25 protein-coding genes and 1 pseudogene are annotated in these 25,553 nt (G+C 74.2%); 11 read left to right on the top strand and 15 right to left on the bottom strand.

What is annotated here, in order from left to right; genetic code table 11:
- Positions 1–6: 6 nt before the first annotated feature.
- A complete protein-coding gene (locus tag ACFVU3_RS11960) occupies positions 7–1,764 on the top strand; it encodes an alpha/beta fold hydrolase (protein ID WP_390065737.1) in 1,758 nt (585 codons plus the stop codon).
- 208 nt (positions 1,765–1,972) lie between these two features.
- Here the strand turns inward: ACFVU3_RS11960 and ACFVU3_RS11955 are convergent, their stop codons facing one another.
- Together ACFVU3_RS11955 and ACFVU3_RS11950 are read right to left on the bottom strand one after the other, a co-directional pair.
- Positions 1,973–2,860, bottom strand: a complete 888-nt coding sequence (locus tag ACFVU3_RS11955; protein ID WP_390065736.1) for an alpha/beta fold hydrolase — start codon at positions 2,858–2,860, stop codon at positions 1,973–1,975.
- Entirely contained in the window at positions 2,857–3,450 is a 594-nt protein-coding gene (locus ACFVU3_RS11950) for a TetR/AcrR family transcriptional regulator (RefSeq protein WP_390065735.1), read from the bottom strand. Before ACFVU3_RS11950 ends, ACFVU3_RS11955 begins: the two co-directional genes overlap by 4 nt.
- Before the next feature lie 187 nt (positions 3,451–3,637).
- Between ACFVU3_RS11950 and ACFVU3_RS11945 the strand changes: the two genes are divergently transcribed.
- Both ACFVU3_RS11945 and ACFVU3_RS11940 read left to right on the top strand, forming a co-directional pair.
- On the top strand, positions 3,638–4,276 hold the full coding sequence (locus ACFVU3_RS11945; protein WP_390065734.1) for an ArsR/SmtB family transcription factor: 639 nt from the start codon (positions 3,638–3,640) through the stop codon (positions 4,274–4,276).
- The gene (locus ACFVU3_RS11940) at positions 4,273–5,550 is read left to right on the top strand and encodes an MFS transporter (RefSeq protein WP_390065733.1); all 1,278 of its coding nucleotides are present in this window, start codon (positions 4,273–4,275) and stop codon (positions 5,548–5,550) included. Before ACFVU3_RS11945 ends, ACFVU3_RS11940 begins: the two co-directional genes overlap by 4 nt.
- A gap of 274 nt (positions 5,551–5,824) precedes the next feature.
- Here the strand turns inward: ACFVU3_RS11940 and ACFVU3_RS11935 are convergent, their stop codons facing one another.
- Both ACFVU3_RS11935 and ACFVU3_RS11930 read right to left on the bottom strand, forming a co-directional pair.
- The gene (locus tag ACFVU3_RS11935; protein WP_390065753.1) at positions 5,825–7,405 is read right to left on the bottom strand and encodes an MDR family MFS transporter; all 1,581 of its coding nucleotides are present in this window, start codon (positions 7,403–7,405) and stop codon (positions 5,825–5,827) included.
- A gap of 166 nt (positions 7,406–7,571) precedes the next feature.
- On the bottom strand, positions 7,572–8,354 hold the full coding sequence (locus ACFVU3_RS11930; RefSeq protein WP_390065732.1) for a TetR family transcriptional regulator: 783 nt from the start codon (positions 8,352–8,354) through the stop codon (positions 7,572–7,574).
- Positions 8,355–8,494: 140 nt separating this feature from the next.
- On the opposite strand from ACFVU3_RS11930, the gene ACFVU3_RS11925 reads away from it, so the two are divergent.
- On the top strand, positions 8,495–9,226 hold the full coding sequence (locus ACFVU3_RS11925; protein ID WP_390065731.1) for a class E sortase: 732 nt from the start codon (positions 8,495–8,497) through the stop codon (positions 9,224–9,226).
- A 92-nt stretch (positions 9,227–9,318) separates the two neighbouring features.
- Here ACFVU3_RS11925 and ACFVU3_RS11920 read toward each other — a convergent pair whose 3' ends face one another.
- Entirely contained in the window at positions 9,319–9,891 is a 573-nt protein-coding gene (locus ACFVU3_RS11920; RefSeq protein ID WP_390065730.1) for a TetR/AcrR family transcriptional regulator, read from the bottom strand.
- 98 nt (positions 9,892–9,989) lie between these two features.
- Here ACFVU3_RS11920 and ACFVU3_RS11915 point away from each other — a divergent pair, with 98 nt between their 5' ends.
- The 4 genes from ACFVU3_RS11915 (at position 9,990) to ACFVU3_RS11900 (ending at position 12,981) form a co-directional block, all read left to right on the top strand.
- A complete protein-coding gene (locus tag ACFVU3_RS11915; RefSeq protein WP_390065729.1) occupies positions 9,990–10,607 on the top strand; it encodes a DUF2867 domain-containing protein in 618 nt (205 codons plus the stop codon).
- 156 nt (positions 10,608–10,763) lie between these two features.
- A complete protein-coding gene (locus tag ACFVU3_RS11910; RefSeq protein WP_390065728.1) occupies positions 10,764–11,201 on the top strand; it encodes a nitroreductase family deazaflavin-dependent oxidoreductase in 438 nt (145 codons plus the stop codon).
- Between the two features lie 266 nt (positions 11,202–11,467).
- Positions 11,468–12,160, top strand: a complete 693-nt coding sequence (locus ACFVU3_RS11905; RefSeq protein WP_390065727.1) for a hypothetical protein — start codon at positions 11,468–11,470, stop codon at positions 12,158–12,160.
- Positions 12,161–12,243: 83 nt separating this feature from the next.
- Positions 12,244–12,981 carry a VOC family protein gene (locus tag ACFVU3_RS11900; protein WP_390065726.1) on the top strand — a complete coding sequence of 246 codons (738 nt, stop codon included), beginning with the start codon at positions 12,244–12,246 and terminating at the stop codon, positions 12,979–12,981.
- Positions 12,982–13,058: 77 nt separating this feature from the next.
- Here the strand turns inward: ACFVU3_RS11900 and ACFVU3_RS11895 are convergent, their stop codons facing one another.
- Positions 13,059–13,475 (bottom strand): hypothetical protein, encoded by a 417-nt coding sequence (locus tag ACFVU3_RS11895; RefSeq protein ID WP_390065725.1) that lies wholly within the window; start codon positions 13,473–13,475, stop codon positions 13,059–13,061.
- 438 nt (positions 13,476–13,913) lie between these two features.
- Here ACFVU3_RS11895 and ACFVU3_RS11890 point away from each other — a divergent pair, with 438 nt between their 5' ends.
- Complete coding sequence (locus tag ACFVU3_RS11890; protein WP_390065724.1) at positions 13,914–14,636, top strand: SMI1/KNR4 family protein; 723 nt, start codon at positions 13,914–13,916, stop codon at positions 14,634–14,636.
- Positions 14,637–14,759: 123 nt separating this feature from the next.
- On the opposite strand, the gene ACFVU3_RS11885 is transcribed toward ACFVU3_RS11890, so the two are convergent.
- Both ACFVU3_RS11885 and ACFVU3_RS11880 read right to left on the bottom strand, forming a co-directional pair.
- Complete coding sequence (locus tag ACFVU3_RS11885; protein ID WP_390065723.1) at positions 14,760–15,743, bottom strand: hypothetical protein; 984 nt, start codon at positions 15,741–15,743, stop codon at positions 14,760–14,762.
- 273 nt (positions 15,744–16,016) lie between these two features.
- The gene (locus ACFVU3_RS11880) at positions 16,017–16,520 is read right to left on the bottom strand and encodes a hypothetical protein (RefSeq protein ID WP_390065722.1); all 504 of its coding nucleotides are present in this window, start codon (positions 16,518–16,520) and stop codon (positions 16,017–16,019) included.
- A 23-nt stretch (positions 16,521–16,543) separates the two neighbouring features.
- On the opposite strand from ACFVU3_RS11880, the gene ACFVU3_RS11875 reads away from it, so the two are divergent.
- The gene (locus ACFVU3_RS11875) at positions 16,544–17,176 is read left to right on the top strand and encodes a hypothetical protein (RefSeq protein ID WP_390065721.1); all 633 of its coding nucleotides are present in this window, start codon (positions 16,544–16,546) and stop codon (positions 17,174–17,176) included.
- A gap of 180 nt (positions 17,177–17,356) precedes the next feature.
- Here ACFVU3_RS11875 and ACFVU3_RS11870 read toward each other — a convergent pair whose 3' ends face one another.
- From ACFVU3_RS11870 to ACFVU3_RS11860, 3 genes are all read right to left on the bottom strand, one after another.
- Entirely contained in the window at positions 17,357–18,094 is a 738-nt protein-coding gene (locus tag ACFVU3_RS11870; RefSeq protein ID WP_390065720.1) for a hypothetical protein, read from the bottom strand.
- A 79-nt stretch (positions 18,095–18,173) separates the two neighbouring features.
- A complete protein-coding gene (locus ACFVU3_RS11865; protein WP_390065719.1) occupies positions 18,174–19,160 on the bottom strand; it encodes a sigma-70 family RNA polymerase sigma factor in 987 nt (328 codons plus the stop codon).
- Positions 19,161–19,179: 19 nt separating this feature from the next.
- A complete protein-coding gene (locus ACFVU3_RS11860) occupies positions 19,180–20,409 on the bottom strand; it encodes an NAD(P)/FAD-dependent oxidoreductase (RefSeq protein ID WP_390065718.1) in 1,230 nt (409 codons plus the stop codon).
- A gap of 355 nt (positions 20,410–20,764) precedes the next feature.
- Between ACFVU3_RS11860 and ACFVU3_RS11855 the strand changes: the two genes are divergently transcribed.
- A complete protein-coding gene (locus ACFVU3_RS11855; RefSeq protein WP_390065717.1) occupies positions 20,765–21,295 on the top strand; it encodes an RICIN domain-containing protein in 531 nt (176 codons plus the stop codon).
- Positions 21,296–21,381: 86 nt separating this feature from the next.
- Here the strand turns inward: ACFVU3_RS11855 and ACFVU3_RS11850 are convergent, their stop codons facing one another.
- From ACFVU3_RS11850 to ACFVU3_RS11835, 4 genes and pseudogenes are all read right to left on the bottom strand, one after another.
- Entirely contained in the window at positions 21,382–21,783 is a 402-nt protein-coding gene (locus tag ACFVU3_RS11850) for a VOC family protein (protein WP_390065716.1), read from the bottom strand.
- A gap of 461 nt (positions 21,784–22,244) precedes the next feature.
- Positions 22,245–22,448: pseudogene (locus ACFVU3_RS11845) on the bottom strand (TetR/AcrR family transcriptional regulator); the annotation flags it as partial.
- Between the two features lie 28 nt (positions 22,449–22,476).
- Complete coding sequence (locus ACFVU3_RS11840; protein ID WP_390065715.1) at positions 22,477–24,198, bottom strand: MmgE/PrpD family protein; 1,722 nt, start codon at positions 24,196–24,198, stop codon at positions 22,477–22,479.
- Positions 24,195–25,193: a diacylglycerol/lipid kinase family protein gene (locus tag ACFVU3_RS11835; protein ID WP_390065714.1), complete on the bottom strand. Its 999-nt coding sequence runs from the start codon at positions 25,191–25,193 to the stop codon at positions 24,195–24,197. Before ACFVU3_RS11835 ends, ACFVU3_RS11840 begins: the two co-directional genes overlap by 4 nt.
- Positions 25,194–25,553 lie beyond the last annotated feature (360 nt).

Genomic DNA, 25,553 nt, shown 5'->3' with positions numbered 1-25,553 from the left:
TCCCTGATGAGTACTCCCCAGGACGGCGACGTCACCCCGGTCACCCCGAACCAGCTGGCGCAGGTCCAGAGCTCCGGCATCTGGGCGTCGGGAACCTCCGTCTCCGACGACGCCGCCGGCGTGGGCCGAGCGCTGGTCGCCTCACTGTCGGGCAACGCCGAGCAGCAGGTACTGACCGCGGAGCTGCAGCAGCTGGTCGCCGACGTGCAGCGGAGCGCCACCATCGGCTTCCCGCGGATCACCGCGGACGACGGGGTGAGGCTCTCCGCGCACACCATCAAGCTCAACGGCGACGAGCCGCGGCCGGTGGTCATCGTCCCGTCCGGGTGGACGCCGTTCGGCTGGGTCCTGTTCGAGTACCTGTACCTGCGCCTCGCGCTGCGCGGCTACCACGTCCTCGCCTACACGCCGCGCGGCATCGGACAGACGTTCCCGATCCCCGGCGGCGGGTTCATCGACGCCCCGTTCACCTCCGGCGGGACCGTGGACGTGGCCGGCCCCCAGGACTGGGCCGACGGCTCCACGGTCATCGACTACGCACAGCAGCACTTCAGCCCGAGCCGGGTGGCCTTCCTCGGTGAGTCCTACGGCTCGGGCATCAGCCAGCTGGTGGCCGCCAACGACCCGGCGGCGCGGGTCGACGCTGTGGTGGCGCTGAGCACCTGGGGCGACCTTGAGGCCGCGCTGCTCGGCAACGGCACCCGGCACCTGGCCGCCGTCGACGCGCTGGTGAGGTTCACCGGCGGACCGGAGGAGCGGAAGTTCGACCCGTCCACGCGCCAGCTGCTGGACGACTTCCGCAAGGGCGAGAACCTCGACGACGTGCGCGCGTGGGCGCAGGAGCGCTCGCCGCGCTCGTACGTCGACCGGACCAACGCCCGCAGCATCCCGACGTTCTACTCCCACACCTGGCACGAGACCCTCTTCCCGGTCAACGGTGCCGTGGCCAACTTCGAGGCCCTGACCGTCCCCAAGCACCTGAACCTGTGGATCGGCGACCACGCCGCTCCCGAGGGCGCGGGGCTGACCGCCCCCGGGCCGAACGTCCCCGTGGAGGAGGCCCTCGCCTGGCTCGACCACCACATCCTCGGCACGGCCAACGAGGTGCCCGGCTGGGAGCAGGTCGTCAGCCAGGTGATGTTCGAGCCCACGGTCCGCGAGAGCAGGCCGAGTTGGGCCGACGTGACCACGGAGACCGAGAGGCTGTACCTGGGCGGTGCGAGCGGCGGCGGTCAGGACGGGTCACTCGGCGCCTCCCCGGCTGCCGGGTGGAAGGCGTCGTTCACGACCGGCGAGCTCACCGAGGCCACGGCCGTCGACGAGCTGCTGACCACGGGCCAGCAGGAGTGGAAGGGCAACCCGAAGACGTACGTCACCGGGAAGTTCGACCGCGGCTACCTGGCCACCTGGATCTCCCCCGCGGGTGCCCGCCGCGTGCGGGGAGTTCCGCGTGTCCATGTGGCCGTCACCCCCGCCGGGGTGAACGCCACGCTCGTGGCCTACCTGTTCGATGTCGCCCCCGACGGCACCGCCCGGATCATCACCCACGAGCCCTACACCCTCACCGGCGCCGAGGCCGGAAAGGCCGTCGAGGTGCACTGGGACCTCCAGGCCGCCGTCTACGACGTCGCCGCCGACCACAAGCTCATGCTCGTGATCAACGCCAAGGACAAGCTCTACTCCGACGACAACCCGGCCTTCGCCACCCTGCACCTGGGCTCCACCGCCGGCGCCGAGGCGTACCTCGACCTGCCTCTCGGCTGACCCCGCGCACCCTGCCCGCCCCGCGGCCGGTCGCGGGGCGGGCGGGTGTGCCGGATGCCTCCGACGCGTCCGACGCCTCCGGGGCCTCCGAGGCTCCGGGGCACGCTCGCTCGATCGCGGCAGCAAGGTCACCGCACGCCTCGCGGCCGTCGCCGCGACGGACGAGAAGATCGGTGTCACCCTCGACCCGCGTCGTCCCCTGGCGCCGTCAGGCGTGGAACGCCTTCCTGAGGGCTTCTCCGAACGCGGCGGGGTGGGTGGTCAGACCGGTGTGCCCGCCGGGGAAGTGGTGGAGTTCCTTGCCCAGGCGCTCGGCCAGGAACGCGGCCGGCCGGTAAGGCAGTTCGCCGCGTGAGTCCTGTCCGCAGGCGAGGACGAGCCGGTCCGACAGCGCTGCCAGCCGGTCGGTGTCCGGCGTGTAGGCCATGAAACGGGGCACGATCCGTCCGACGAAGTACGGCAGGTCGGCCATCGTCTGTTCGGCGCGCGCTGCCGCTTGCGGAGGGAGCAGGAGCCGCTCGGTCCCCGGCCCGGCACTCGGCTCGGCCTTCGGGGCGGACTCCGGCTCAGCCTGCGGGTCGGCCGTCTCGCCGCCCTTCGTCAGACCCGCCGCGAACGCGGCCATCGCCGGCATGAGTCCCTGGGTGCGGAGGGTCTCCTGCACGCGCGCGAGGAGGGCGCGGTGTTCGGCCGCGTCCGGCAGGACTTCCACCACCGGCGGCTCGTGCGCCACGAGGCGTGCGACGCGTTCGGGACGGGCCGTGAGCAGGTGCAGTGCGGCGATGGCTCCCGAGCTGGTACCGAACACCCTGGCGGGCTCTCCGGGCGACAGCCGGTCCAGCAGGCGCAGGGCGTCGTCGGCGTGCTCGGACACCCGCTGCCCGGCCTCGGCGTCGTCGAGCGGGCTGCGGTGGATGCCGCGTGGATCGTAGGTCGCGACGGTGTACTCGGCGGCCAGGTCGTCGGCGACGCCGTCGAACGCGGCCGCGCCGCCCGTTCCTCCGGGGATCAGCAGCAGGAGTGGTCCCCGGCCGCGGACTTCGTAGTGCAGGGTGGAGCCGGGGACGCGCAGGCTGCCGGTGGTCGGGGTGGTCACGCGGAGTCTCCTTCTCGGGCGGACGGCCAGTTCTCCAGGAGGACGTGCAGGGCGTCGAGGGCCCGGATCCAGGACTGCTGCGGCGCACGCCCGTGCGCGAAGCCGCGCGCCGCCTCCAGGGCGACGAAGCCGTGGAAGGTGCTGCGCAGCAGCCGGACCGCGTCGGTCAGGTCGGGTTCGGCGAGGCCGTATCCCCGCAGCATGCCGTAGGTCAGTTCGACCGCACGGCGCGGTCCGGGTGCTTCCGCCGCCAGCTCCGGGTCGATCTCCACCGGGGTCTGCGTCGCCATGTACCGGCCCGGATGCCGATGGGCGTACGCGCGCCACGCGTCCGCGAACGCGACCAGCGCGTCCTTGCCCGACCGGCCCGCGGTCGCCTCGGCGATCCGGATGGTCTTCTCGTCCGCCGCCAGCAGCGCGATCCGGCCGCGCAGGTCGTTCAGGCCGCGGACATGGGCGTAGAGGCTCGCGTCCTTCACGCCGAGCCGCCGGGCCACCTGCGCCATCGTCACCTGGTCGAGCCCGACCTCGTCCGCCAGCTCGGCGCCCGCGGCGGTCACCCGCTCCGCCGTCAGTCCCGCACGTGCCATGTCCTCCCCCTTGAACTAGGGACCCTAGGTTAAAACTAGGAACCCTAGGTTTGTCAATCGCGCAGAGGCTGAACCGAGTTCGGGCCGATCCGGTCTCCAGCGCCCGCTCACGCCGGGCGCGCTCGACAGGGGAGGATCTCTCACAACAACTCTTTCGAAACAACTGTTGTAGGTCTAACCTCAGCGCATGGCCGCTTCCCCCTTCCCCTCCCCGTCGGCTTCCTCCGGTCCGTCCGCCGGACCGCCGGGACAGGACGTCGAGCTCGGCACCGCCGCCCTGCGGGTCCTCGCGCACCCGATGCGCCTGAACGTGCTCACCCTGCTGCGCGAGCGGGGTCCGTCCACCGCCACCCGGGTCGCCGACGCGCTCGGCATCAACCCCGGCGCCGCCAGCTACCACCTGCGCCGCCTCGCGTCGGGCGGACTCATCGTGGAGGAGCCGGACCGCGGCACCGGGCGTGAGCGGTGGTGGAAGGCGGCCCATCGTCAGTCGATCCACGATCCGGCCGCCGCGCCCACCGAGCGCCGCGAGGCGGGACGCGCGTACACGCACGCGGTCGCCCTCGCCGCGGCGGACCGGCTGCGCAGGGCCGCTCACGACGTGCCGCTGCTCCCCCGGGAATGGCTCGACGTCACCACCTACGGCGACTTCCTGCTGCACCTGACCCCGGGCGAGGTGGACCGCATGCGGGCCGAGATCTTCGAGGTGATCTCGCGCTATCGGCATGCGGAGGGCGAGGCGGCCGACGGGGCCGCTCCGGTGGCGGTGCAGGTGCAGGCGTTTCCGGTGCCTGGCGGGGTGCTCCCGCCGGCCGGTGACGCGTGACCGCGCCCGGCTCGGCCACGTCCGTGCGGCCCGCGTACCGGGACGCCAACGTCCTGCGCTGGCTGGCCGCGTACACGGCCTCGGTCACGGGGGACGTCGTGTACTTCCTGGCCCTGTCCTGGGCCGCCGCGCGGGCCGGCGGGCCGTCGCAGGTGGGTCTGGTGGTCGCCGCCGGGGCTCTCCCCCGTGCGGTGTTCATGCTCGGCGGGGGCGTGGTGGCGGACCGGTTCGGGCCGCGCCGGGTCGCCGTCGTCAGCGACGCGGTGCGCTGCGCGGTGATCCTGGCCGCCGCCGCGGCCGTGACGTGGGCGGCCCCCAGCGTGGGGCTGCTGGTCGCGGTCGCGCTGCTCTTCGGCGTGGTGGACGCGGTGTTCATGCCGGCGGTGGGCGCGCTCCCGCCGCGCATCGCGGCACCCGCGCAACTCGCGCGGGTGCAGGGGATGCGCGGGTTGTCGATCCGGCTGAGCAATGCCGCCGGTCCGCTCCTGGCGGGCGCCGTCCTGGTGATCGGCGGTGCGGCGGGGGCGTTCGCGGCCGCGGGCGCGCTCTTCGCCCTCTCGCTCGTCACCCTGCTCGGTGTGCGGACGACTCCCCTGGCGGAGGCGGCCCGGGCCGGCTCCGCCCGGAGTGAGCTGGCGGACGGCTTGCGGTACGTCCGCCGTCACCGGGTGCTCGCCCCGCTGGTCACGGTGATCGGGCTGAGCGAGATGTGCTTCAGCGGTCCGGTGGCCACCGGCTTGGTGCTGCTGGCCGACGAACGCGGCTGGGGGGCCTCGGGCATGGGGTGGATCGCGAGCGCGTTCAGCGCCGGCGCCGCGGCGTCGGCGCTGCTGCTCACCGTCGCGGCCCGGGTACCGCGTGCCGGGTGGGCGATGTGCGGCTCGTTGCTCGTCACCGCCGCCGGCGCGGTCGCGCTGGGCCACGCGCCCTCCCTGCACTTCGCCGTCGTGTCCGGCGGCGTGATCGGTCTGTCCAGCGGATTCACCACCACCGTGACCGGTGCCCTGGTCCAGACGGAGACGGATCCCCGCTATCTCGGGCGGGTCACCTCGGTCACGACGCTGTGCACGCTGGGTCTCGCGCCGGTCCTCTTCCCGGCCGTCGGCGTCTCGGTGTCCCTGTGGGGAGCGGGCGTGTTCTTCCTCGGATGCGGCGCGGTCTGTCTGCTCGCCGCGGCGCTCGGCCTCGCGGTCCCCGTGCTCCGGCGCGCCGAACTCCGCCCGCCCTGCCCCTCGCCGCCGGCCGTACGGGACGGGGCAGCGCGCCCGCGATGAGGCCGGGGCGGGCCGTCCTGCCGCCGCCGGGCCCACCGGCTGGAGTCGCGCGGGACATCGGGCCCGACGGGGTGAGGCCCCACCGGCCGAGGTGCCGGTGGGTTCTCCCGATCCCGTCGTGCAGGCCGGCCGGACCCAGGTTCGGCCGGACCGCCGTTCTCCGGTGCCGCACGCACCGCGGCCTCCTCCACGCCGGGACGTGGAGGAGGCCGCTGGGGGGCGAGCCTGCCGCGGGGGCGGTGGCTCGCCGGGGGGTGCCGGACGGTGCGGCGGGCTACGCCGGAGCGTCGGCGGTCGTGCGGGGCGTGTCGCCGGAGCCGTCGCGGCCGGCGTCGCCGGCCTCCTCGGCGAGGCGCTGCATGCCGCTGGTGGTCTTCAGCGGCTTCTCCTTGACGAAGAGGACGGCGATCACGGCCAGGAGCGCGAAGGGCGTGGCGACGAGGAAGAGTTCGCCGGTGGCGACGCCGTAGGCGTGTTCCACGATCTCGCGGATCGGGCCGGGGAGGGCCGTCATGTCCGGCACCGCGCCGTGGCCGGCGGCGCCGCCCTCGGCCGGTACGCCGGCGTCCGCGAGGCCCTTGCTCATCTCGGTGGCGACGCGGCTGGCGAGGATCGCGCCGAGGACGCTGGTGCCGATGGTGCCGCCGAGGCTGCGGAAGAAGGAGAGGACGGAGGTGGCGGCGCCGAGTTCGGTGGCCGGCACGTCGTTCTGCGCGGCCAGGACCAGGTTCTGCATCAGCATGCCGACGCCGATGCCCATGACGGCCATGTAGAGGCTGAGGAGGCCGAAGTGGGTGTCGGCGCCGATCGTGGAGAGGAGGCCGAGACCGGCGGTCATCAGGATGCCGCCGGCGACGAGGTAGACCTTCCAGCGGCCGGTCTTGCTGATGATCTGTCCGGCGATGGTGGAGGAGACGAGGAGGCCGAGGATCATGGGCAGGCTCATGAGGCCGGCGACCGTCGGGGACTTGCCGAGGGAGATCTGGAAGTACTGGGAGAGGAAGACGGTGCCGCCGAACATGGCGAGGCCGACGAAGAGGCTGGCGACGGTGGTGAGGGCCACCGTGCGGTTGCGGAAGATGCCGAGCGGGATGATCGGCTCGGACACCCGGGACTCGACGAGGACCGCCGCGGCGAGCAGCACCAGGCCGCCGCCGGTCAGGGCCGCGGTCTGCCAGGACGCCCAGTCGAAGCTGTTGCCGGCCAGCGAGACCCAGATGAGGAGCGCGCTGACGCCGGCGACGATCAGGAAGGCGCCCAGGTAGTCGATCTTCGCCTCGCGGCGGACGCTCGGGAGCTTCAGGGTCCGCTGGAGCAGCACGATGGCGAGGAGCGCGAACGGGACGCCGATGAAGAAGCACCAGCGCCAGCCGAGCCACGAGGTGTCGACGAGGACGCCGCCGATGAGCGGACCGGCGACGGTGCCGACGGCGAACACGGCGCCGAAGATGCCCGCGTACTTGCCGAGCCTGCGGGGCGGGATGATCGCCGCCATCACGACCTGCGCGAGGGCGGTCAGACCGCCGGCGCCGATGCCCTGGGCCACGCGGCTGAAGATCAGCAGCCCGACATCGTGGGAGAACCCGGCCAGCAGCGAGCCGACGACGAAGAGGCCCAGGGAGATCTGGAGGAGCAGCTTCTGGTTGTAGAGGTCGGCGAGCTTGCCCCAGAGCGGCACCGTGGCCGTCATGGCCAGCAGTTCGGCGGTGACGACCCAGGTGTACGCGGACTGGCTCGCGCCCAGGTCGGCGATGATCCGGGGCAGCGCGTTGGCCACCACGGTGCCGGCGAGGATGGACACGAACATGCCCGCCATCAGGCCGGACATGGCCTGGAGTATCTGCCGGTCCGACATCGCGGTCGGTGGCGCCTCGACCGGCGCCGCTGTTGCGTTCACAGCTTCTCTCTCACGTTGTGTTCGGGGTGGGGGCCGCGCTGCGCGCGGCGGAGGCTCTCGGGGGCGCGGGGCTGCCGGTGGAGGGACCCGGTGCCCGGCAGGGGCCGGCGGCGGTGCCGTCGGGTCAGGACCGGACGGGTGGGGTGGCCGTGGTGTCCGGCGGCTCCGGCGCAGCCGGTGCGGTGGGGGCCACCGGCCCCTGCGACACGGCCGGTACGTCCGGCGCATCCGGTGCGGGCGGCGGGGGGAAGCCCGCGGCGACGTGCTCGAAGGTCTCGCGGAAGACGTCCGCGAAGCCGACCTCGCCCTGCCGGACGCACCAGTGCTCGACGGCGACGCGGACGGCCGTCGAGCCGACGGCGGCCAGGAGGCGGGGGTACAGCCCGAGTTCGCGTCGGCGCGCCTGGTCCTCGGCCGTGGAGAACGCGGGGCGTTCCGCCGCGAAGAGCGGCGACCCGGCTCCGATGCGCTCCGCGAGCGTCTCCGCGAGCCCGAGTTCGTCGGCCATGTGGGCGCCGAGGCTTCGGGCGAGCAACTGCGGTGCGGCACGCAGGACTTCGGCGTGGAGATGCCAGAGTTCGCGCTGCTTCTCGATCTCCTCCAGCTCGGCCGCCAGCGCCTCGCGCAGGGCCTCCAGCGGGGACAGCGCGCGGGGGGCGGCGAGCACGGCGCGGCGGACCCGGTCGCCGGCGTCCGCGCCGATCATGACGAAGACCTCGTCGCGGGAGTCGAAGTAGTTGAAGAACGTGCGCGCGGAGACGCCCGCCGCCGCGCTGATGGCGTCGACGGTGACGTTCTCGACCCCGTGCTCGGCCGCCAGGCGGACGGCCGCCTCCACCAGGGCCGCTCGGGTCGCCTTCTTCTTGCGCTCTCTGAGCCCGCCGCGGACGGGCACCCCCTCTGTCATGCGTGCATGCTACGCAAAAATGCAGAGCCTGCAAAAATCGACCCGCCAGGGGCGAGCGGACCGCCGGCGGGAATACGGTGCGGCGGTCCGTCGTTCCCGCCAGCACGCAGGTGCCGTCCACGCCCAGGTGGTCGAGAGCCATGACCCGAGCCCGCCGTACCCGCCACGCCGCCGCTGCCGCGACGGCGCTTCTCGCTCTGCTCGCCGGCTGTGGCGCCGCGACCTCCGGCGCGGGCGCCCCGGACCCCTCCGGCGCGGCCCCGCCGAAGCCCGCGCCCACCGCCACCGCGCCCCCGCCCGCCCGCACCACCGAGGCGCCCGAGCCCGTGGCCGCGACGCCCACCCCGCGCCCGCGCCCCGCCGAGCTGGACATCCCGTCGATCGGGGTGACGGACCTGCGCGTCGTGCCGTACGAGGGGAAGACCGACGACCGGGCGGGCACCCGCATCCAGGACCGGGGTGTGGCGGCCAGCCCGTACGGGGAGCGGGGCGGCGTCGGCCCCGGCGACGTCGGCAACTACCAGGTGACCGCGCACCGGCTCTCCGCCGGGGGCCCGCTCCGCGACCTGCCCGACGTCGGCGTCGGCGACACCGTGCGCGTCACCGCAGAAGGCACCACGTACACCTACCGGATCGTCGAGACGCGCAGCACGTCCTTCCGCTCCGACCGGTCCCTCGCCGAACAGCGGGCCGCCGTCCCCGGGGAGCCCGGCGAGCGGCCCACCCGGGCCATGATCACGCTCTCCACCTGCGCCACTCCGGAGGACGACGCGGCGGGCAACTTCTGGCGCGACGCCCAGGGCAACCCCGAGCACCGCATCGACAAGATCGGCGTCCTCACCGCGACCCGCCCGGCGTCCGGCGGCGGCTGACCGGGGCGCCCGCCGGCACCCGCGCCGGGGCACCGGGCCCGCTCGCCCTCACGGGAGGGCCCTCAGCGGTTCACGCGCCTGCGGCGCCGGCGTCAGGGCGTGCCGGGCTCCGCCAGCAGTCGCTCCCTGACCGCGGCGAGGACCTCCGCGCGGGGGCGCGGGCCGTCGTCGGCGGCGATGAGGTGGTCGCCGATGCGCAGGGAGAAGGTGATCAGGCAGCGGGCCTCGACATCGCCCTCGTCGGGGCAGAAGGCGCCGTAGAGCGCGCGGAGGTAGTCCATGCGCCGGTTGTCGGCCCGGCGGAGGCGGCCCGCGACGCCTTCGTCGCGCCGCGCCCAGTCCCGTACGGCGAGCTCGACGCCGGCGCTGGTCACGGGCGTCTCGGCCGCCCCGACGACGTCGAAGAGCCGTCCGAGCCGCTCGCGGGCGTCGCCACCGTCGCGCTCGATCCGCTCGATGACGTCCTCGGTGACCCCGCGTTCCCAGGTGTCGAGCATCTCGTCGAGGAGGGCGGCGCGATTGCGGAAGTAGCCGTAGAAGCCGCCCTTGCTGACACCGAGGGCCTGGGCCAGGACCTCGACCCGGACGGCCTCGGGGCCACCGGCCGCCAGCGCCCGCAGCCCTTCCTCGATCCACCGGATCCGCGGCGTACGGATCGCGCCCATGCCGCCCCTCCCCTCACGTTGTTCCGACCCGAGTATACGGCGCCGTATAGAACGGGGTTATGCTCGATCTATACGCCACCGTATAGACAGGGGTCGTCATGAACGCGCTGCGCCTTCCCCCGACCGACTACACGTCCCGCCCCTGGCGGGTCCACGAGATCGCCGGCGACTTCCGGCTCGAGGATCTGTGGGCGCTGCCGACGCCGGGCGGCCCGGACGATCTGCACCATCTGGTGGAACAGATGGCGGGCGGCACGAAGGGGCCGGACGGCGGCAACCCCGTGGGCCGCTTCCTCTTCGCGGTGCGCTGGAAGCTCGGCGCGCTGCTCGGCTGGGACAAGCCGGACTCGGGCGTCGGCGGCAGGGTGGCCACCCTGCGCGACCGGCTCCCGGACGACCTGCGCGAGGGGCCGCGGGGGCCCGACCTCGGCTCGGCCCCCTTCACCTCGGTCTTCCAGACGCACGACGAGTGGGCCAGCGAGTACGCCAACAAGACCATGCACGGGGTGATGCACATCGGATGGGTGCCTGACGGGAACGGCGGCTACCGCGGCCAGATGGCCGTCCTGGTGAAGCCCAACGGCCGCCTCGGCTCCCTGTACATGCTCGGCATCAAGCCGTTCCGGTACCTCGGCGTCTACCCGGCCCTGATGCGGTCGATCGGCCGGGAGTGGCACGAGAACGCGGCGCGCCGGACCGCTCGCGGAGGGATCTGACGCACGGCACGCCCGGAGCCGCCGCCTCTCCGCCCCCTCCCCCGTCGGCCGCCCCGGCGATCCCCTCTGGTGGCACCGGCGGCAGCCGTGATGGAGTGGGCGGAGCGGCGCGCTCCGGAGAGGCCGGCCGCCGCTGGACGACGAGAGGAGAACGGCATGCCGCTCGATGGAATCTACGAGCCCAGTCCGTCGCAGTGGGTACGGGACCAGGTGGAGCTGTACGAGTCGTCGGGCGGCACCGAGGGGACGACCATGCGGGGCCTGCCCGTGGTGCTCGTGACGAACGTCGGCGCGAAGAGCGGCAAGCTCCGCAAGACGCCGCTGATGCGGGTGGAGCACGAGGGCGCGTACGCGCTCGTCGCCTCCAACGGCGGCGCCGAGAAGCACCCGGTCTGGTACCACAACCTCGTCGCCTCCCCCCAGATCGTGCTGCGCGACGAGACGCGGCAGTGGGACATGAAGGTGCGCGTCGTGACCGGCGAGGAGCGCCGGATCTGGTGGGACCGGGCCGTCGCGGCCTTCGCGGACTACGCCGACTACCAGCTGCGGGCCGAGCGGGAGATCCCCGTCTTCGTCGCCGAGCCGATCGCCTGACCTGGCCGAACCGTCACCACCGGCCAGGACGACGGCGGCCCGTCACCGTCGCCCCGGACGGCGGCGGCCCCGTCACCGCCCGCCCGCCCGCTTCAGCCGCTCCGGCCGCGACGGCCGCGCGGCGCCGCCGTCGCGGGCGGTGGCGCGTCCAGGGCCATCGTGGACACCGGACCGTCCGGCGATGGCCGAATCGCACACCCCTCGGGCGGACAGGCTGCAAAAATGACCAGCTCTCCGCGAGGTTCGAGCCGGCGACGGGAGCCGCGATGACCGGACAGCCCCCACGTCCTGCACCACCGAGCCGGGCGTTCCTCGTCTCGCGCGCCCTGACCCGGGAGCACCGGCTCACCGACGCCGAGCGTGCCGCGCGCAACAGCGTCGCGCCGCCCAGGCCCCACGGGGAGACCCCGGGCGAGAGGATCGCCCGGTTCGGTCCCGTCCTTGTGGCGGCGGGGTGGCGGGTCACGGCGGACGTCCACCCGCTGCGGGCCCGGCTGGAGGGCTTCCATCCCTCCGGGGCCGTCGTCATGTTCACATCCGATGTCCGGAGCACCAAGCAGGGCAAGGTCCGCGCCTACTTCCTCCGTCCACCGGGCATCGGCTGGTGGAGACGGTTGCGCATCGGCGACGTGGACCACTTCGCCGCGCACGTCACCCTGCCGGCCGGAGCCCCCGACCACCCCGTCGTCGGCGGCAGCAAGTGCCGCTGCGGAAAGGTGCAGCACCCGACGGCCGCCCGTGCCGCGGCGGCCCTGGAGGACGTGACCGCCGTCCGTGCCGCCGAGGAGAACGGGCGGGCGCCCGAAGCCCGGTACTACCGCTGCGAGTCCGACGACCGGGTGTGGCACCTCACCAGCAAACCCACGGGATACACCCGGTCCGTTCCCCTCGCCGGCGCGTTCCCCCGGCCCCGCCCCCGGACGGGCACCGAAGCCGTTCCCGAGCGTCCGGAACGCTGACCCGTGCCGCCGGACGCGGGCGGGCGCCGGCTCCCGCCCGACCGAGAGGTCCGGCACAAGGAGCGGCTTCTACGATCGACCGCATGGCAACACGTCTCGTACAGATCAACATGAAGGCTCAGGACGACTCCGCGCTCGGCCGGTTCTGGGCGGAGGCACTCGGCTGGGGTGTCGACAGCGAGGGTCCCGGGGTGACCAACCTCGAACCGGTGGGCTTCGTCTACCCCGACCCCGTGGCCGTCTGCATCGACATCGTCGCGGACCCGACGCCCAAGACGGTGAAGAACCGGGTGCACGTCGACCTGGCCACGGTCTCGACCGCCCATCAGGCGGAGCTGGTCGCGCGTCTGAAGGACCTCGGCGCGACACTCGCCGACGTGGGTCAGGGCGACGTCCCGTGGACGGTGATGGCCGACCCGGAGGGCAACGAGTTCTGCGTCCTGGAGCCGCGCCCCGTCTACGAAGACACCGGGCCGGTCGCCGCCGTGGTGGTCGACTGCGCCGACCCGCGGGAGATGGCCCGGTTCTGGGGCCAGGCCATGGACTGGACGCCGCACGAGGTCACCGACGACCACGCGACCCTGCGCTCCGCGCAAGGCGTGGGCCCCTACCTGGAGTTCGTCCGCACCCCCGGCGCGAAGACCGTGTGGAACCGCGTCCACCTCGATGTGCGCCCCTACCCCGGTGACGACCTGGCGGCGGAAGAGGCCCGGCTGCGCGCCCTGGGCGCCACCGACCCCGGCATCGACCAGTCCGCCCTCTCCTGGTGCGTTCTGGCCGACCCGGAGGGCAACGAGTTCTGCCTCCTCACCCCCGGCTGACCGGGACGTACGCCTCCGGCCGGCTGCGGACGCGTGTGGCCGGCTCGGGCCGGCCCGGGTCCGACGACAGCCGTCGGCTACGCCACGCCGGGCCGGCGGACCGGGTAGCCGATCTCGGCGGCGTCCCCGGTCAGGTCCGAGAGTGCGATGTCCGGGCCGAGCGCGACGACCATGTCGTCCGTCAGCGGGTTCAGGTCCAGGAGGGCGCGGACGGCACCGGCGTCGACCGGTGTCTCGTGATAGTCGGACGCCCAGGCGGCGTACGCCTCCGGTGAGCGGTCGACGAGAAGCGCGAACAGGTCGTTCGCGCCGTCCGGGTCCCCGTCGCCCTCCGCGGGGAAGGCCATCGTTCCGGTCCGCCATGCGGAGTCGGACGCCCCTCGCCAGAGGCAGCACGTCACGAAGGGGACGCCGTCCTCGTCGCAGAAGGCGGGCTCGGACACGTACGGACGGAAGCCGTCCGGTACGTCGTCCAGGACTCCGGGCCAGACCATGGGCCTGTCCATGCGGGCCCACGGACTCATGGGCGACGCGTGGTCGAAGCCCCGGACGTAGGCACCGGCGGCCGAGAACACGATCGCGTACTCACCGCCGATCCCGTCGCGCAGGGACGCCAGCTGCCGCCCCTCGCCCCAGCGGGAGTCGAAGGAGTGGAACCGCCGTCCCGTTCCGGGCTGAGCACGGCGTCCAGCATCGCCAGGCCGCGGCAGTGCGCGCGGAGGTCCTCGATGCCCGGCAGGGCCCGGGCCACGTCGTGTGCGGTCACGCGACCATTCCACCGCACTCCTCGGGCGGTCGACGGGACGGGGTGGCACCGCCGGTGGCCCGCCAAGGGGCCGCCGAGGGGTCTGCCGGAGGGACTGTCGCAGGGCCTGTCGCGGGCCCATCGGGGTGCGGGGAGAGCGGCGGGCCGTGGCCGCTATCGTCCTGGCATGACTCAAGAGTTTGATCTTGCTGCGTCGCTGGCCAGAGGCGTCGAGGGCCGCGACGGCGCATGGAGCTTCGTCCGGGACTTCGCCGCGCACTGGGCCGGCGCCGCGCTGGTCGGCGACGACGGCTGGACGGAGGACGATCTCGCCGCCGCCGAGAAGAGGCTGGGGTTCCGGCTGCCGACGGCGTTGCGCGAGGCGTATCTGCTCTTCGGACGCCGGCGGGACCTCACCTGCCACCACGATGTGCTGCTCGACCCCGCCGAGCTGTACGTCGACGACGCGGGCGAGGCCCTGGTCTTCCGTCACGAGAACCAGGGAACCGCCATCTGGGGCATCCTCCTCGACAGCCTCCAGGACGACGATCCCGCGGTGTTCGTCCGGCTCGACCTCGCCGACAAGAGCGCCGAGCGGTGGGAGGACTGGCTGGGGCGCCTGTCCCTCGGCTTCGTCGAGATCGTCCTGTCGGAGTCCGTCCAGGCCGACGAGGACGTCTGCGACTTCCTCGAACCGGACGGCGAGGACCTCGCGCTGATGGAGGCCCACTCCGTCCGGCTGCCGTTCCCCGCGTACCCCCCGGGCGGGGCGATCCGGTGGTTCCTGGGCCGGGACGTCCTGCTGCGCGACGACGACGGCGCGGCCGTCCTGGCCCGCGGCCGGACGGCAGCGGACCTCGACCGGCTCCGCGACCTGATCCCGGGCGACTGGCTCCACGACCCCCGGTGATCCCGGGGCCCCTCGACCGGGCACGCGCGCCACGGGGCGGAACGCACCCGGCGCCAGGGGCGGACGTCACCCGACCCCGGCGCCAGGGGCGGGAGTCGTCCACCCCCGCGGGACGGAAGTCGTCTACCGGCCGCGTCCCGCCCCTCCCTCCGTCCCCTCCTCCGGCGGCGGTGCCGCGGCGGCCGCCCTGCGCCGCCACGCCCGCGCCTGGCGGGTGAGCCCCTGCCGCTCCGAGAGCTCGGCCAGCTGGGTCATCGCACCCACGTGGCCGGCCGCGGCGGCCTTCTCGTACCAGCCCTGCGCCACGTACAGGTCACCCCGCAGCTCATGGGCCCGCCCCAGGGCCAGGAAGGCGTTGACGTCCCCCTTCCGGGCACGTTCGGTCAGCCAGTTCTCCAGCTCGGCGAGCAACTCGGCGCCGCTGAGCAGCGAGGCGAGCCGGCGCCCGCCCTCGTCGTCACCCGCGGCGGCCGCCTTGCGGTACCAGGACTTCGCCGCCTCCCTGTCCCCCTGCTCCAGGGACCGGGCCCCGAGGGTGTTCATCGCGGCGGTGGAACCCCCGGCCGCGGCCCGGCGGATCCAGCGGTCGGCGTCGGCGGCCTCGCCCCGCTGGGACAGCGAGTGCCCGAGGGCGTAGGCGGCGTCGGCCAGACCCGCCTCGGCAGCGCGGCGGTACCAGCCCTCGGCCTCCTCGGTGGCACCCCGCTCGTGGCACAGGGACCCGAGCACGGCCATCGCGTGCGGATGGCCGCCCTCGGCCGAACGCCGGTACCAGAGGAGCGCCTCGGCATGCTCCCCCCGCGACCGCAGCAGATACCCGACGATCTCCATCGCCCGCACGTGCCCGGCGCCGGCGGCCCGGCGCAGCAGCGGCTCCGCCTCGGCGGGCCTGCCCCACTCGTGGAGCAGCACGCCGAGCGTGACGGTCGCCTCGGGATGCCCCTGCTCGGCCGCACGGCGCAGCCACCGTTCGCCGCCCGTCCTGTCGTCGTGCGTCCCCAGATACAGGCCGTACCGGAACGCCGCGGCGACGTCCCCCGCCTCCGCGGCCTCCTGGAGACGTCCGGCCCCGTCGCCGCGTCCCTCGTTCCTCGCACTCCCCCGCACGCGCTTCCCCCTTCGAGTCGCTCGTACGGGGCCGTACCCCGCCGGCGCGTGACCATGCCGTACGGGGCGGGGACGCGGCGGCGCCGGTACGAGGATCCGGCCGGTCGATCACGCTGTGGAAGGACGGCGCCCATGATCGCCGGTGGCGGTGGTGGGAGGCGGAGTTGACCTGCTCCTGCTGCGGTGCGGGGTGGGCCCGGGACACGCTGCACAAGGCGCTGTCCCTGCCGCCGCGGAAGGCCGGGATGCGGCCGGGCGCGGGGGGCCGGCGGCTCAGACCCCGAGTTCGTCGCACAGGGCCACGTAGGCGCGCAGGTACTCCGGGTTGCCGCGGAACGTTCCCAGGCCGATCGTGTCGAACTCGTCCGTCGTGGCGGTCGCCCGCACGCCGAGTGCCGCCAGTGCCTGGTTGACCGTCGCCCCGTCGGGCGTCAGTCGTGCCTCGCCGTCGAAGGCGGCCGCCCATTGTCCGCCCGTGCCGGCGACGTACTCGGTCTGGACGACGGCGAACAGCGGCCTGTCCCTGCCGCTCACCTCGCGGGCGAGGTCGTGCAGCACGGCCTCGCCCGGGAACGTCACGCTCTCGGAGACGATCCCGTCGGGCAGGTCGAGCGATGCGGGGTTGCCCCGCACCGCGGCCCAATAGGCCGAGAAGTAGTGGTCGATCGGGAACACGCTGACGTCCTCGTACGTGAGTCTCGCGTGCAGTCCCACGGACCGGGCCCTCGTGGTGTCGACCTGACCGGCCACGACGAGCGCGCACATGGAGTGGGACATGCGGGCATCGTATCCAGGGGCGCGTGCGGACCGGGAGGGAGTCGGAGGTGGACGTGGGCGGGGAGACGGCCGGTGCGGCGGAGGAGTTCGAGCGCGCAGCGAACTGGTTGCGGGCCGAGGTGACGGCGGTGCTGGTGGCCGTCGTCGGTCTCGGGTCGGAACCGGAGACGGAGGAGTGGACCCGGGAACGGCGCACGACGCGCGGGGCCATGGGCCGTCAGTACGCGGTGCGGCTGAGCCTGCCGGGCGTCGTCCTCCCGGCGGACGTGACCGCCGCCGCCGACGCGATGCGTGCCTCGGGCTGGGGAGTCGAGGCCGGCGAGGACGCCCGGGGGCCTCGGTTCCGTGCGTGGCGGGACGGGTTCGAGGCCGGCCTCTTCTGCCCGCAGCCCGGCCGGCTGAGCGCGTGGGGCACGGCCCCCACCGTCTGGTTCCGCGCCCAGTGGCTACGGCCGCCGCGCGCGGCCACAGCGGAGACGGTGGGGGCCGGCTACGAACTGTGCGGCATGTGCGACGGCTGGGGCAGCTGCTTCGTATGCGAGGGGCTGGGTTTCCTGGACGGCCGGCCGTGCGGGGAGTGCGGTCTCGGCATGGACTGCTCGTACTGCCGGGGCTCCGGCCGCCGGAGCGTCGCTCCGCCGCAGCCTCCGTCCTAGCCTGCCCGGGGCAACGCAGCCTCCGTCCTGGCCCTGCCCGGGGCAACGCAGCCTCCGTCCTGGCCCTGCCCGGGGCGTCGCAGCCTCCGTCCTGGCCCTGCCCGGGGCGTGGGGATTGTCCGGGCACGGACGCCTGAGCGCTTCCTGCGGGCGGCGGCGCCTCGGCGTGCGCGGGGCCGGTCAGGGGCGCTGGGCGTTCCGCAGCCGGTCCACCTGCCGGGCGATCAGTTCCGCGGGGAAGGACAGCTCGCTGCCCACGCTCAGTTCGGAGAAGACGGCGAGGGCGCCGCCCGTGCGCACCACGGTGAACTGTTCGCTGCGGAATCCGCCCATGTCCGCTCCCACGAGGATGGTCTCCCTGAAGGCGATCGCCTCGTCCCCGACCGCCGGCGGCTTCTCCTCCTCGACGGTGACCTCGAACTTCCCGGCGTATCCCTCGCCCTCGTAGGAGCGGCAGTCGGCGAGGGCCTTCCTCAGCTCCGCGAAGCGCCGCTGGGCCCGGTCCCCCTCGTAGGAGGCGAGGAGGGAGGCTCCGCCCATGATGTTCTTCTTCCAGTTGAAGATCTGGTGGACGCGGGCGTGCGCGTCCTCGCTGTCGCGGACGTCGACGAGCGGCCGGCAGGCGGGCACGGAGACGGGCCGCGGAGTCCGCCCCTCCGCGTCCGGCCGGGGCTCCCGCGCCTCCAGCGGTCCGCGGTCCTGCGGGACCTCCCCGACCTTGAAGACGAGGCTCTTGAGCTGGGCCGCGCTCAAGGGGGCCGCGGCGACCGCGGTGGGCGAGGTCGCGGAGGGAGAGGGCCTGGACGCCGCTCCGCCGGCCGGCCCGGACTGCCGCTCGGGGCCGCAGCCCGACACCAGGAGCAGGCCGGCGAGAGCCACGATGTGTGCCGTCGCCAGAACGCTCGTACGCGTGCGCATGCCAGTCCCCCCGGACCGATGTGATCAAGACGCCGAACGGTAGCGGCACGACCGTCCGGAAGGCCATGGGATTCTCCGGTCACCCTTGCTGAGCGAGCCCCTGAACGGTGTCGGAGGACCATCGGTCGAGGAGCGGGGTGTCCGGTTCGCGTCGCTGCCAGGTCCTGGCGAGGCGGGCGAGACGGTGGGGGGCGGCGATGCCGCGCACGGTCGCGATCCGGCCTCCCGCGAGGTCGAACATCACGGCGCCGATCACCCGGTCGCCGACGGCGAAGAGGATGGCCGGCGCCCTGTTGACGAGGACGTAGTGGACGGCGGGGGTGCCGCCGGCGAAGCGGTGCTTGGCCGGAGTCGGCTTGAAGCCGGCGCGTACGACGGCGGCGACGCGCTCCGGGGTGTCGAACAGCAGCAGCCGCCTGGCCAGGCCCGCGCCGTCGGAGATCGCGGTGGCGTCGTCGGTCAGCAGCGCCACCAGTCGTTCGGTGCGGCCCGACGCCGCGGCGGCGAGGAACGCCTCGACGATCCTGCGGGCGGCCGCCGGATCGGCCTCGCCGCCCCGGCGCGCGGTGGTGACGCGGCGCCGGGCCCGGTGGAGGTGCTGCTGGCTGGCGGACTCGGCGATGTCGAGGATGCCGGCGATCTCGGCATGGCTGTAGGAGAACGCCTCGCGCAGGACGTACACGGCCCGTTCGAGGGGCGAGAGGCGTTCCATGAGGGTGAGGACGGCCAGGGAGACGGATTCGCGCTGTTCGAAGGTGTCGGCCGGGCCGAGCATCGGGTCGCCTTCGAGGAGGGGTTCGGGGAGCGAGGTGCCGGCGGCGCGTTCCCTGCGGGTCCGTGCCGAGCGGAGCCGGTCGAGGCAGAGGTTGGTGACGACCTTGGTCAGCCATGCCTCCGGGACTCTGATCCGGTGCCGGTCGGCGGCCTGCCATTGCAGGAAGGCGTCCTGGACGGCGTCCTCGGCGTCGGAGGCGGAGCCCAGCATGCGGTAGGCGAGCGAGGCCAGCCGGTTCCGGTCGGCCTCGAACCGGCTGGTGTCGAAGAGGTCGGTGGTCGCCGCGTTCACGGTGATCGTCCCGGGGCGGTTACGCGGCCGCCCGGCCGGCGGACGCGCCCGGCGTGTGCGAGGCGAGCGCCCGCGCCTCCGGTACGGCGGTCAGCCGGCGCTTCCGGTGGGGCAGGCCGAACGTGGGGTGCGAGGTGGCCCACAGCGACATCGCGAGGACGGCCGCCTTGATCCGCGCCGCGTTCCCTCCGCCCAGGTGCTTCGGCTTCGGCCGCGCCTCGTCGTCGACCAGCTGCACGATGCCGTCCCGCCGGCCGAGGCTGACGTGGTTGCCCACGTAGAAGAGCTTGACGTGCGGGACCTTGCCGCCCGTCAGACGTCCGACGATCGCGGCCGTGGCCTGCATGCCGGTGAGGCCGGCCGAGGCGCAGGACATCGGCAGCGGCAGGCCGTTGTCCCCGACGGCGACGGCGCTGTCGCCGACGGCGTACACGTTCGGGTGCGAGACCGACCGCATGGTGCGGTCGACGACGATCCGGCCGTGCTCGGTGACCTCCAGGCCGGCCGCGGCGGCGATCGGCTGGACCGCGAACCCGGCCGCCCACACGGTCGCGTCGGAGTCCAGGACCGTACCGTCCGCGCACAGCGCCCGCGTCGCTTCGACGGCCTCGACGCCGGTGTGCTCCACCACGGTGATGCCGAGACGGCCGCACGCCCGGCGCAGGTGGCGGCGGGCTCCGGCGGAGAGCGGGGCTCCCAGCTCGCCGCGGGCGACCAGGGTCACCCGGAGACCGGGCCGGGACTCGGCGATCTCGGTGGCGGCCTCGATGCCCGTCAGGCCGTCACCGACGACCAGGACCCTTCCGCCCCCGGCCCGCCGGCTCAAGCCGTCCAGGCGTGCGCGCAGCCTCAGCGCCGCCGGCCGGGTGGTGACGTCGAAGGCGTGCTCGGCCACGCCGGGGACGGCGCGGTCGGCGGCGTGGCTGCCGAGGGCGTAGAGCAGGGTGTCGTAGCCGAGGTCGCCGCCGCCGCCGGCGTCGGCCACGGTGACGACCCGCCGCTCGGGGTCGACCGCGGTGACGCGGGCGAGGCGCAGCCGTACCCCGGTGCCCGCGAAGACGTCCGCGAGCCGCGGCGCCTCGATGTCCTGGCCGGCCGCGAGCTGGTGCAGCCGCAGCCGCTGGACGAAGTCGGGTTCGGCGTTGACCACGGTGATGTCGGCCTCCGCCGGGGACAGCCGGCGCGCCAGCGTTCCGGCGGCGAAGGCCCCCGCGTAGCCGGCGCCGAGGACGACGATGCGGTGCTTCATGACGTACTCCCGTCTCTTTCGTTCGGTCTCGGCGACTTGAACGGGACAGCGCTCCGATTGCTGACAGGTTTCCCCTGTGACCTGGCTCACGGCCGTCGCGCGGCCGGGTCCGGCGGTGGCGCGCCAGGTCCGCCGGTCGTACGGCCGGGTCCGGTGGTCGCACGGCCGGGTCCGGTGGTCACCCGGCCGTACGGCCGGGGCAGGTGGTTCGACACGTGCACGAACGACCAGGCGGGCATGCTCGCGTCATGATCTAATGCGCTGACTTCCCGGGCCGCCGGGGCGTGCCGGCCGTCGCGCCGGCCCGGCCTCCGGCGACGCCCGTGGAGGGAGCGAACACACAACAGGGGGATCGGTGCGCACGAATCGCACACAGCTCATCGCCGGCCTGACCGCGGCCTTCGGCCTGCTCGTCACGCTGATGTCCGCGTCGCCCGCGTCGGCGCAGGCGTACGGAACCAGGATCAAGAACAACCACAGCAGCTGGTGCCTGGAGATCGGCGGCTGGCGGACCGACAACGGCGCGCCGGCCGACCAGTGGGGGTGCACCGGCGGCGACAACCAGGTCTGGGTGATCGAGCGGACCGCCGAGCCGGGGCTCGCGCGGATCGTCAACGGCCACAGCGGCAAGTGCCTGGAGGTCGCCGACTGGCGCAAGGACAACGGCGCTCCCGTGCGTCAGTGGGACTGCACGGGCGGGCTCAACCAGCGCTGGATCGTGCCCACTTCGGACAGCATCACCTACGCCCCGAACGAGATCAGGAACGCCAACAGCGGACTGTGCCTGGAGATCGGCGGCTGGTCGACGGCCTGGGGCACGGCGGCCAACCAGTGGCAGTGCCACGGCGGCGCCAGCCAGAAGTGGAACTACTTCCACTTCGTGTAGGCGTCACGGCCGAATCCCCCCGGGCCCTCGGGCTCGGGGGGATTCGGCGTTTCCTGGCGCGTTTCCTGGCGCGGTGCGCCGGGAGGTCAGGGCTGGACGGTGAGGCGGTAGAACTCGAGCTGGATGCCGTCCGGGTCGAGGAAGGCGATGGCGTCGCCGGTGGGCTGCTCGACGATGCCGCTGTGCGGGACGTCCAGGTCGGTCAGTTTCCGGAGCTGGGCGCGGAGTTCCTCGGGCGAGTCGACGGCGAACGACAGGTGGTCGAGGCCGGTGCGGCGCGGGGAGAACGGGGCGGGGTCCTGCTCGTCGTGGCGGATGAGGCCGATCAGGGTGCCGGCGGGCGTCTTCAGGTAGCGGAAGGCGAAGCCGTGTTCGTCGTTGGTGCCGTCGAGGACGCGGGTGGCGTCCAGGAGCCTGGAGTACCACTTCTCCGAACGGTCGAGGTCGCTGACGCTGAGGTCGACGTGGGAGAGGGCGTATCCGGACATGGAGGAGCCTTTCGTACGGGGTGCGGGTCGGGCGGAGGCGAGGCCGGTCCGGCGTCGCCGAGGGTGCGGTGGGCCGATTCCAGGACGCTGCGGACGAGCGGCCGCGCGTCGGCGGGGGCGGGGGCGGAGATCTGGTCGCGGAGGAGTGCGTCGGTGGCCCGGTAGAGCATGCGGCCGGCCCAGTGCGGGTGGCTCGTGCGGAAGGCGCCGTCCTGGGCCCCCCGGGTGACGAAGTCCGCCAGGACGGCGATGACGTGCTCGTCGGACGCGCGGCAGATCCGGAGCGCGCGGGCGTTGGCCGAGCGGTAGACGATGCGGCGGAGCGCGGTGTGCTCCAGGGCGTGGTGGATGATCCGGGCGAGCAGGCGGTCGAGCGTGTCCCACCAGGGGGCGCCGTCGCCGAGGATGACCTCGGCGCGGACGAGCAGCGCGTCGACGGACCGCTGCCAGAGGGCGCCGAGGACGTGGTCCTTGGAGTCGAAGTAGAGGTAGAAGGTGCCTTTGGCGATGCCCGACCGCCGCGTGATGTCCTCGACGGTGGCCTCGTCGAAGCCGAGGGCGCCGAAGACGGCGAGGCCGCTCTCCAGGATCTCGGCGCGCCGGTCGTGCGGGCTCCTTCTGCCGGTGCCGGCCGCGGTGCGGCGCGGGCGGTCGTGGAGGGTCATCGGGTCGGCTCCGGGTCGTGGCGGTCGGTCAGCTCAGGGCCGCCTCGGTCCAGGAGCGGAGGGCGGCGGGGGGCATCGTCCCTATCTCCCCGACGGCTTCGGCCACGTGGTCCGGTCCGCCGAGGCCGGTGAACTTCCGGCGCATCAGACGGGCGTGGTTCCGGCGGGTGTGGGGGCCCGCGGCGCCGTGCGGGATCAGGCGTTCCCTGGCCGCGGTCCGGCCGTCGGTGAGGCGTACGGTCACGCGGGCACCGGTGGCCTTGTGCGCCGCGGCGAAGCCGTCCTCGGTCCGGTCGGGCCGTGCGGTGGCTGCCATGGCGACGAGGTCGGGGCCGCCGAAGCCTTCGAGCCAGGCCGCGGCGTCCGGTCCCGCCCGGCGGATCGCTTCCCCGAAGGGCGCCTCCGAGGCGAGCAGGGCCCGGGTCATGGCGGGGTCGTGGGCGAGCCGGACCCGTCGTGCGGTCCGCCAGCGGGCCTCCTCGTCGCGTGCGGGCGCGGTGAAGTCGGCGACGGTGAGGTCGCCGGTGAGGAGCGCGGTGGCGACGGTGTACGGGGTGTGGAGGACGAGCGCGCCGAGCGGGGCGCCGGGGCCGTGGACGTAACGTTCCGCCGTGCGCTGGGCGGTGAGCGTGTAGAGCGACGTCTCGACGACGACCTCCTCGATCGCGTCCGCGGCGTCGAGGCGGCCGAGGGCGAGGTCGTGGTGCAGGTCGAGCGCGCAGTCGATGGCCGCGTCCACCCCGGGGCCGCCCGGATGCATCTTGAACGAGAGGGTGTCGGTGTGCCATCGCTCGCCCAGGCCGTCGGTGACGGCGTCGGCGAGGGGCACGGTGGCGAAGCGCGCGAGGAAGCCGTCGGGGTGCTCCAGCAGGTCGGGCGGGCCGTGGAAGCCGGCGGCCGCCGCGTCGCAGGCGTCCATGGCGGTACGGACCGGGGCGAAGGTGCTGAACAGGCGGGCGTCGCTCGCCAGGAAGGCCCGCAGGAGCGGCCACGGGGGCTGTGCGAGGGCGAGCCCGAGGGCATCGGCCCAGGTGTCCGCGGTGGCGCCCTCGCAGTGGAGGCGCCCGGCGACGGCGCCCACGAGGTGGGTGTGCAGGGCGCTCTGGCCGCGCAGCGGGCCCAGGGTCGCGGCGGCGGTGACGCGCGCGGCGCACTCGTTGGCCGCGACGATCGCGGTGAGGAGCGCGGCTCCGTCCAGGCCCAGGTGGTGGGCGTAGGCCAGCGGGACGGCGACGGTGGAGGGGGACAGGTGTCCGGCGTAGGCGGTGTCGTCGAGGTTGAGCCAGGAGCCGAGGCCCGCCAGGACGCACGCGGAGGTGCGCGGGTCGTCCTGGAACGGCGGGCCGAACGCCTCGACCATGCGCGCGCCCAGGGGTTGCGCGGCGCCCGCCCGGATGGCCGCCAGCTGGGAGAGCAGCTGGCTGGCGGCGAGGGAGAGCACCCGCTCGGGCACCTGCTCGGGACGGAGCGCGGCGGCCCAGCGGGCCAGTGTGACCAGCGCGGGAGGCCCGCCGGGAGCGGTCCCGCGCCGTACTGCCGCGGCGGGCGCGGCAGGCTCGGCGGGCGCGGCGGACTGATCGGGCGGGATCGAGGGGCCGGGCCCGGGAGCCCGGCGCGACGGGATCGAGGGGCCGGGCGCGTCCGGCACCGCCGGCCGGCCCGGGACGGTCCCCCGCCCGGCCGACCTGTCCGCCGCCGAGGGCTGCTGCGGGACGGTCACCCGGCCGGGTATGTGCGCGTGGGCGCTCATGCGGCGGGCGTCAGTTCGGGGACGGGGGCGCCCCATACGGGGATCATCGCGGGCAGGACGCGCAGGGTCATCGCGGTTCCTCCGGCCGGCTGGAGTTCGCCGTCGTGCTCGAAGCAGAGCGGGTGGCCGTCGAGGCGTTCGACGCGGATGGTGCGGCCGCGCGCGTAGACGACGCCCTGGCGGTTCATGTGGGCGCCGTTCAGGGTCAGTCTGGCCACTTCGGAGGGGAGCACGTCGGCTCCGAGCACGCAGACGTCGAGCAGGCCGTCGTCGGGGACCGACCAGGGCAGGACGACGTACTGGCCGCCGCGGATGCGTCCGCCGCCGACGTTGGCGAAGACGGTGCCGCCCTCGTGGACGACCGAGCCGTCGACGGTGACGCGGCCGGGGTAGGCGGTGAACGTGCGGGCGGTCTCGGCCAGGGCCTCGGCGTAGCGGGCGGGTCCGGTCAGAGGGATGCCTCGGGCGGTCTCCAGGGCCTGGGCGATGACGCCGCTGCACGCGCCGAGGACGACGAGGGCACCCGTCTCGACGAGGAGCGCCAGGTCGATGCGGCGGGTGGCGGCGCCGGACGCGGGGCCGTCGAGGGCGGCGCGGAGGGCGTCCTGCCAGGGGAGGTCGCCCCAGAGCATGCGGTAGCCGGAGTTTCCGGTGCCGGCCGGGACGGTGACGAGTCCGGCGGTGGCGGGCCGGTGGCCGACGGTCATGCCGGCGATCACTTCGCCGACGGTGCCGTCGCCTCCGACGGCGACGACGAGGTCGGGGTCCTCACCCGGGGGGCGTCGCAGCGCCGCGCTCACGGCGGCGCGGGCGTCTCCCCTGTACCGGGTGATGTGGACGTCGACCCGTTCGAGGCGCTCTCGGCACAGGTCGGTGGTTTCGGCCAGGATCTCGGGGGCCATGGTGCCGGCCGTCGGGTTGGCGACGACGAGGGCCCTGCGGGGGCCGGCTGCCTGCGGTGCGGTCCGGGCCGGCACCTGGGGGTCGTTGGGCATGGCGTCCTCACACGTGGGCGGGAACGGAACGGGAAGCCTGCCGCGGAGCGGCGGGTGATCTTCCTCTCCAATCGACCGTAACAACCGGACCGACCGTCGGTCAATCAGCCCGGAAGGGTCGCCGGCCCCTCCCCCGTCCGCCGTCCCGGACGGCCGGCACCCGCGCTCCGGGGGCCCGCGGGGACTCCGGAGGGAAAGCATCAGCTCGGTGTCAGAACCAGGTCAGAGCAGGCTGTCACGATCGAATCCCGGCTCCCCTCGCTCCCGTGTGCCGGTCAGCACCGGGACCCATCCGGAAAGGCCAACCATGCTCTCGGACGGAACAACAGAGGAGAAATCCTCCGTACGTTCTGCCTCTTC

The organism is Streptomyces sp. NPDC058052, assembly GCF_042885515.1.
Classification (GTDB): domain Bacteria; phylum Actinomycetota; class Actinomycetes; order Streptomycetales; family Streptomycetaceae; genus Streptomyces.
Note: the sequence above shows the minus strand (reverse complement) of the source record. Positions and strands in the feature narration are given on the sequence as shown.